Source organism: Campylobacter aviculae (genome assembly GCF_005406215.1).
Taxonomy (GTDB): Bacteria; Campylobacterota; Campylobacteria; order Campylobacterales; family Campylobacteraceae; genus Campylobacter_D; species Campylobacter_D aviculae.
Window position 1 is genome coordinate 1 of record NZ_NXMA01000025.1, and the last position, 6654, is coordinate 6654.

The window sequence follows — 6654 nt, forward strand, 5'->3', positions numbered from 1 at the left end:
TGGTTCTTAAAGTGGAGTAAAAGTTGCAATTATATACAAAATAAGCTTAAGGGAATATGAAATAAAAAGTGAGGAATTCACTTTTTATTCGAAAATTATAAAAACTATTCCTTAAATAATTAATTATTATGTATTAAAACAAGCATAAAAATGATCATCTTTGCATTTAAGTTCTGGTTTACTCTTGGCGCATTTATCGCTAACTATAGGACAACGGGTTCTAAAAACACATCCACTCGGAGGATTCATAGGAGAAGGCAATTCTCCTTCTAGAAGCTGAATTTTTTTATATTTTTCAATATTTGGATCTGGTATTGGTACGGCTGATATCAAAGCTTTAGTGTAAGGATGTTTTGTATCACTGTAAATTTTTTCATAATCCGCAATTTCAACAAGATTTCCTAAATACATAACTAAAACTCTATCTGAAATGTGTTTAACTATAGACAAATCATGAGCAATAAAAATTAAAGATAATTGAGTTTGATCTTGTATTTCTTTAAGTAAATTAACCACTTGAGCTTGTATAGAAACATCTAAAGCAGAAACTGGTTCATCGCATACTATTAATTTAGGTTCTAAAATTAATGCCCTAGCTATTCCTATCCTTTGACATTGTCCGCCTGAAAATTCGTGCGGATAGCGATTAATTAAACTTGGAATCAAAGATACTTTTTGCATTATTTGCAAAACTTTTTCCTTAATCTCCTTAGCGTTCATATGTGGAAAATGAACTTTTAAAGGTTCTGCAATAATATCTCCTATAGTCATACGAGGATTAAGAGAAGCTAAGGGATCTTGAAAAATCATTTGTATATCTTTTCTTATATTTTTCCAATCCTGACTATTCTGGTTTTTAAGACTCCTACCCATCCATAATATATCGCCATCTAAATCTTTATTCAACCCTAAAATAGCCTTAGCTAATGTAGATTTACCACATCCTGATTCACCCACTATACCTAAAGTTTCACCTCGATAAAGTTTAAAATTCATTTTATCAATGATCTTCATTTTTACAGCTTTATTCCTGAAAAAACCTTCATTTTTTCTAACGGTATAAAATACACTTAAATCTTTAGTCTCTAAAAGCAATTCTTTCATTTATAATTCCTTAAAACTAAATCTATCGGTGCAAAACAGGCCCTTTTTTTATCTAAAGAAAACTCTTCAAGAATAGGCTTTTCTAAACAAATTGCTTTTGCAAAAGAACATCTTGGCGCAAAAGAACAACCCTTTGGCAAATTTAATAAATCTGGAGGATTATCTGGAATCAACGCGAGTTCTTCTTGTTCTAAGTCTAAACGCGGAATGGTTTTCATAAGCCCTAAAGTATAAGGATGGGTTGGACGATAAAAAATATCTTCCACTTTAGCATACTCCATCACTCTACCCGCATACATAACCAAAACATTGTCACAAGTTCCAGCAACAACTCCTAAGTCATGAGTGATTAAAATAATAGCCATATTGAATTCTTTTTGCAATTCTTTTAGTAATGTCATAATTTGCGCTTGAACAGTAACATCTAAGGCTGTTGTTGGCTCATCGGCAATTAAAAGCTTAGGTCTACATAAAAGCGCCATAGCAATCATAATTCTTTGTCTCATACCTCCTGAAAGTTCATGTGGATACATTTTCATTCTCTTTTTAGCTTCAGAAATTTTTACAGCCTCTAACATATGAACACTTTCAATAAAAGCTTTCTTATATTCCATTCCTTTATGAACAGTTAAAACCTCTATAAGCTGATCTCCTAATTTCATATAAGGATTTAAAGAAGTCATCGAATCTTGAAAAATAATAGATATTTTTTCTGAACGTAGCTTATTTATAGCTTTGGAATTTAAATTTAAAATTTCTTCACCGTTAAATAAAACACTACCTCTAACGATGCTATTCCTAGCCAATAAACCCATTAGAGCAAATACACTTTGAGATTTCCCAGAACCTGATTCTCCTACTATACCAAGAGTTTGTCCCTCATTCAAGCTAAAGCTCACATCACTAACGGCCCTTACAATACCATCAGGTGTTTTAAAGCTAACCTGTAAATTTTTAACTTCTAATAACATTTTATCTATCTTTCGGATCTAAGGCATCTCTTAGACCATCACCTATAAAATTAAAACAAAATAAAGTGATTACCAAAAATGTCGATGGAAATCCAACTAGCCAAGGGGTTTGCTCCATAGAACTCACCCCATCATTCATCAAAGAACCCCAAGAACTTAATGGTTCTTGTACTCCTAAACCTAAAAAACTTAAAAAGGATTCAAAAAGTATCATTCCTGGAACCAACAAAGAAGCATAAACAACCACTAAGCCTAATAAATTAGGTACTATATGTTTTAAGATAATATCCTTTGTGCCAACCCCGCAAACTAAAGCAGCTTGAATAAATTCTTTATTTTTAAGACTTAAAGTTTGCCCTCTTACTATTCTTGCCATATCAAGCCAACTCACGGCTCCAATGGCAATAAAAATTAAAAATATACTTTGCCCAAAAAATGTAACCAAAAGAATGACTAAAAACATAAAAGGTAAAGCGGAAAAAATTTCTAAAATTCTCATCATAATCATATCGACCTTTCCACCGATATATCCAGAAGTTGCCCCATAAATAATACCTATGATAATAGCCATCAAGGCACCTGTTATACCAACAAGCAAAGAAACCTTACCGCCTATGGCTACTCTTACAAATAAATCTCTACCCGAATTATCTGTTCCAAAATAATGGCCATTTTCTAAACTAGGGGAAGAAGCAATTAAAGAAAAATCAGTTTCATCATAAGTATATTTGGATAAAGCTGAACCAAAGAAAGAAAATAAAATAACCAAAACAATTAAAACTAAACTTATCATAGCAGCCTTATTATGAAAAAACCTTCTCATAGCATTTCGCCAAAGACTTCTTCCTTTAATTTCTTTTTGATTTAAAACTTGTGGATATGCCTGCTGACTTTCCCAATTTTTTCTAAGATCTTCTAAGTTATAGCTCAATTTTTCTTCCAATTCTTGAACCAATTGCTTTGAATTGTGTGTATTGAATAATCCCATTTTAAGCCTTAATTTTTATTTTAGGGTCTAAAAAAACATAAATAATATCAACAATAGCATTAAAAAATATAGTAAGGGCTCCAACAATAATTGTTAAAGAAAGTACTAAAGAATAATCCCTATTTAAAGCTCCATTGACAAAGAGTTGGCCTACCCCTGGTATAGTAAAAAAACTTTCTATTACCACAGAACCAGTTATAATACCCACAAAGGCTGGAGATAAATAAGAAATTACAGGTATAAGTGCTGGTTTTAAAGCATGATAAAATAAAATTCTCCAAGAAGGTAAACCCTTAGCTTTAGCTGTCCTTATAAAATCAGAATGCAATACTTCTATCATGGAACCTCGCATAATTCTAGCAATAGCAGCAATATAAGCTATACAAAGAGCCAATACAGGCAAAACTAGATATTGAATTTCTCCATTATTCCATCCTCCTGAAGGCAATAATTCTAATTTTATAGAAAAAATTAATACAAGCAAAGGGGCTATAATAAAACTAGGCAAAACAACTCCTATCATTGCAAAAGCCATAATGCAATAATCTAAAATAGTGTTTTGTTTCAAAGCTGCTATAACACCTATTCCCACCCCTACAAGTACGGAAAAAATAAAGGCTATTATACCTAAGATAATTGAAACAGGAAAAGACTGAGCTAAAAGATCATTCACGGATAAATCTTTATAAACAAAACTTGGTCCAAAATCTCCTTGTGTTAAATTTTTAAGATAAATTCCATATTGAACTATCAAAGGTTTATCTAAACCATATTTAGCATTAATATTTTTCATAACTTCAGGAGGATAAGCTCTTTCTCCCATGAAAGGACTACCTGGAGCTAATCTCATTAAAAAGAAAGAAATTGTAATAAGAATAAACAAAGTAGGAATTGCTTGTAAAATTCTAAAAAATATAAATTTTAACACCTATAAACCTCAATGCTCTAATATATAAATATCTTTAAAATAATTATTTTGAGAAGGTTTTATTTTAAAACCTTTTACGTAAGGTTTTACAAGATAGCTTGTTGTATAAAAATAAACAGGTATTATCACATTATTTTCATATAAAATCTTTTCAGCTTGTGCATAAAATTGAGCTCTTTCCTCTTCTGTTTTTGCTTTATATGCTAAATTAATAACTTTATCGTATTCTTTACTTTTAAATCCTGAAGTATTGTTTGAAGAATTTGATAGAAAAATATTTAAAAAACTGCTTGCTTCATTATAATCTGAACACCAACCAGCTCTAGCCATTTGTTGTTGACCTAAACGTCTAGTAGATAAAAAAGATTTCCATTCTTGATTTTGAAGTTTGACATTTACAATACCTCCTAAATTTTTCTTCCATATGGAAGAAGCAGCTATTGCTAATTTTTTATGATTTTCATTTGTGTTATATAAAAGAGTAAAATTTAAAGGATTGCTCTGATTATATCCCGCTTCATTTAAAAGTTTCACAGCCTCTTGATGACGTTTATTGCTATCCCATTTAGACCATTCTGGAGGAGTAATTAATTCAGCTGCATTGATCACAGGAGGAGAAAAAGTAAAAGCAGGAATTTGACCTTGTCTTAAAACCTGATCTGTAATAATATTTCTATCTAGAGCCATAGAAAGTGCTTGACGGACTTTATTATTATTAAAAGGTGGATTTTTAACATTTAACTCATAATAATAGGTACATAACTGTGGTCCTATTATTAATTCTTTAGGGTATTCTTTTTTTACCTTATTTAAAAGCTCTAAAGGAAATTGACCGATATCTAAGCTTTCTGCTCTATATCGTGTATAAGCAACAGAATCGTTCTGAATTTGCAAAAGAATCAATTTATCAAGTGACACTTTTTTAGCATTCCAATAATACGAATTTTTAGATAAGACCGCTTCTTCATTAACAACAAATGAATCAAGCTTAAAAGCTCCATTGCCTACTATATTTTTAGGCTCACTCCAAGAATCACCAAATTTCTCTACGACTTTTTGTGGAACTGGAGAGAGAACATAAAATTGAGTTAAAAGATCCGCAAAAGGAACAGGGCTTTCTAGATGTAAAACTAAAGTGTAATCATCTTTTGCTTCAACTCCTAATTTATCTGGACTCATTTTACCATTTATAATAGCCGAAGAATTTGCAAGTTTCATATAATTTAAAAAAGAAGCATAAGGCGAAGCAGTTTTAGGATCAACCAATCTCTTCCAAGCAAAAACGAAATCATTAGCTGTTACTTTATCGCCATTAGACCATTTAGCATCTTTTCTAAGATTAAAAGTCCAAGTTTTATAATCGTCACTATGAGACCAAGTTAAAGCCACACCAGGTGCAGGTTTGTCATTTTCATCAGAAACGAGCAAGGTTTCAAATAAATTTCTTGTAAAAAAACCCTCAGGAGCACCATCAATTTTAGCTGGATCTAAAGATTGAGGAGCAGCGCCTGCATTAAAAGTAAAAACTTGCTCTTTAGCAAGTTTTTCTTCTGCCTGTAAAAAAGCTGCAAAAAGAAAACTAAATAAAAACAAGACATAAGCTAACTTTCTCATAGTTCATTCCTTAAATTAAAAATACTTCTATAATTATTCTTAGAATATCTTGTTAATACTTTCATTTAACTTAAAATATATATTTTAAAAAATTTAAAATTTAAAAAGTTTCAAAAGGAAACGATTTTTAAAATCAATAGAACTAGCTCTTTTAATATTAAATCAAAAACGAAATAACAATATAGCGCTTTTAGAATTTAAAGAACTTTATATTTACAGAATATACTAAAATATCGCATTAGAAGTCAAAAAAAATAAACCAAAGACGGAAGAAAATTTTTTATCCTGTTAATAGTATTACTAAATTCTATAACAACTCATAGAAAAATATCTAACAAACAAAACTAAAAAAAGCAATATTTTTATAAAAAATATAATGATGTTTATTAGAGATTTATGGGCATAGGTAAAATCAATATTACTATGAAAGCAAATGTGAAAAGCATAAATACCAATATTAAACTCCATTTAAAATACAAATATAAGATTACTTATCAATACCAAATTAATAAATATGGAAATTGCATAAATCAATTTATTAAGATTTTTTCTTTATCAAGGTTTTTTTAATTATAAGTATAAGATTTTACTGTTTAGCATAGCTATAAAATTATACAAACTAAAACATATAATTTACAAAATAAACCTTCTAAAAGGATTAAAATAAGAAAAAATTTGAAAGTATAAATGTTTTTCTAAAGCAAGGATCGCTTTGAAATTTCAATATATTTATAGAAACTCTTACTAAATAAAACAATGTAAGTATGATAAATAAAAGATAAACGCAACAATTTCTTTCTAAAAACGTAAATCTTTTTTAAGAATAATATTTAAAGTTTTGTAATTCAATTTTGATAGATTTGAAAATTTATTTTATCATTTTTTATAAGCACATATAAACTTATCTAAAAATTAAAAAATACAATTGAAACAATTTAGTATTACTATCCAATGGTGGGCCTAACAAGACTTGAACTTGTGACCTCACCCTTATCAGGGGTGCACTCTAACCAGCTGAGCTATAGGCCCTTATCATGGTGGAGAATAGC

5 protein-coding genes and 1 tRNA gene are annotated in these 6654 nt (G+C 29.7%); all 6 read right to left on the reverse strand.

Annotation, left to right across the window (positions count from 1 at the left end):
- Positions 1 to 126 precede the first annotated feature (126 nt).
- The 6 genes from oppF to CQA76_RS08545 all read right to left on the reverse strand — a co-directional run bounded on the left by oppF (position 127) and on the right by CQA76_RS08545 (position 6634).
- A complete protein-coding gene (oppF, locus tag CQA76_RS08520) occupies positions 127 to 1104 on the reverse strand; it encodes a murein tripeptide/oligopeptide ABC transporter ATP binding protein OppF (RefSeq protein ID WP_137622963.1) in 978 nt (325 codons plus the stop codon).
- Positions 1101 to 2075 carry an oligopeptide/dipeptide ABC transporter ATP-binding protein gene (locus CQA76_RS08525; RefSeq protein ID WP_137622964.1) on the reverse strand — a complete coding sequence of 325 codons (975 nt, stop codon included), beginning with the start codon at positions 2073 to 2075 and terminating at the stop codon, positions 1101 to 1103. Before CQA76_RS08525 ends, oppF begins: the two co-directional genes overlap by 4 nt.
- A 1-nt stretch (position 2076) precedes the next feature.
- On the reverse strand, positions 2077 to 3063 hold the full coding sequence (gene oppC, locus CQA76_RS08530; RefSeq protein ID WP_137622965.1) for an oligopeptide ABC transporter permease OppC: 987 nt from the start codon (positions 3061 to 3063) through the stop codon (positions 2077 to 2079).
- Between the two features lies 1 nt (position 3064).
- On the reverse strand, positions 3065 to 3991 hold the full coding sequence (oppB, locus tag CQA76_RS08535; RefSeq protein ID WP_137622966.1) for an oligopeptide ABC transporter permease OppB: 927 nt from the start codon (positions 3989 to 3991) through the stop codon (positions 3065 to 3067).
- A 9-nt stretch (positions 3992 to 4000) separates the two neighbouring features.
- Positions 4001 to 5605, reverse strand: a complete 1605-nt coding sequence (locus tag CQA76_RS08540) for an ABC transporter substrate-binding protein (protein WP_137622967.1) — start codon at positions 5603 to 5605, stop codon at positions 4001 to 4003.
- A gap of 952 nt (positions 5606 to 6557) precedes the next feature.
- Positions 6558 to 6634 (reverse strand) — tRNA-Ile (locus tag CQA76_RS08545).
- Positions 6635 to 6654: the final 20 nt, after the last annotated feature.

Bases quoted from the DNA above. Each gene is read 5' to 3' on its own strand.
- oppF (WP_137622963.1), bottom strand. From the start codon at position 1,104: ATGAAAGAATTGCTTTTAGAGACTAAAGATTTAAGTGTATTTTATACC.
- CQA76_RS08525 (WP_137622964.1), bottom strand. From the start codon at position 2,075: ATGTTATTAGAAGTTAAAAATTTACAGGTTAGCTTTAAAACACCTGAT.
- oppC (WP_137622965.1), bottom strand. From the start codon at position 3,063: ATGGGATTATTCAATACACACAATTCAAAGCAATTGGTTCAAGAATTG.
- CQA76_RS08540 (WP_137622967.1), bottom strand. From the start codon at position 5,605: ATGAGAAAGTTAGCTTATGTCTTGTTTTTATTTAGTTTTCTTTTTGCA.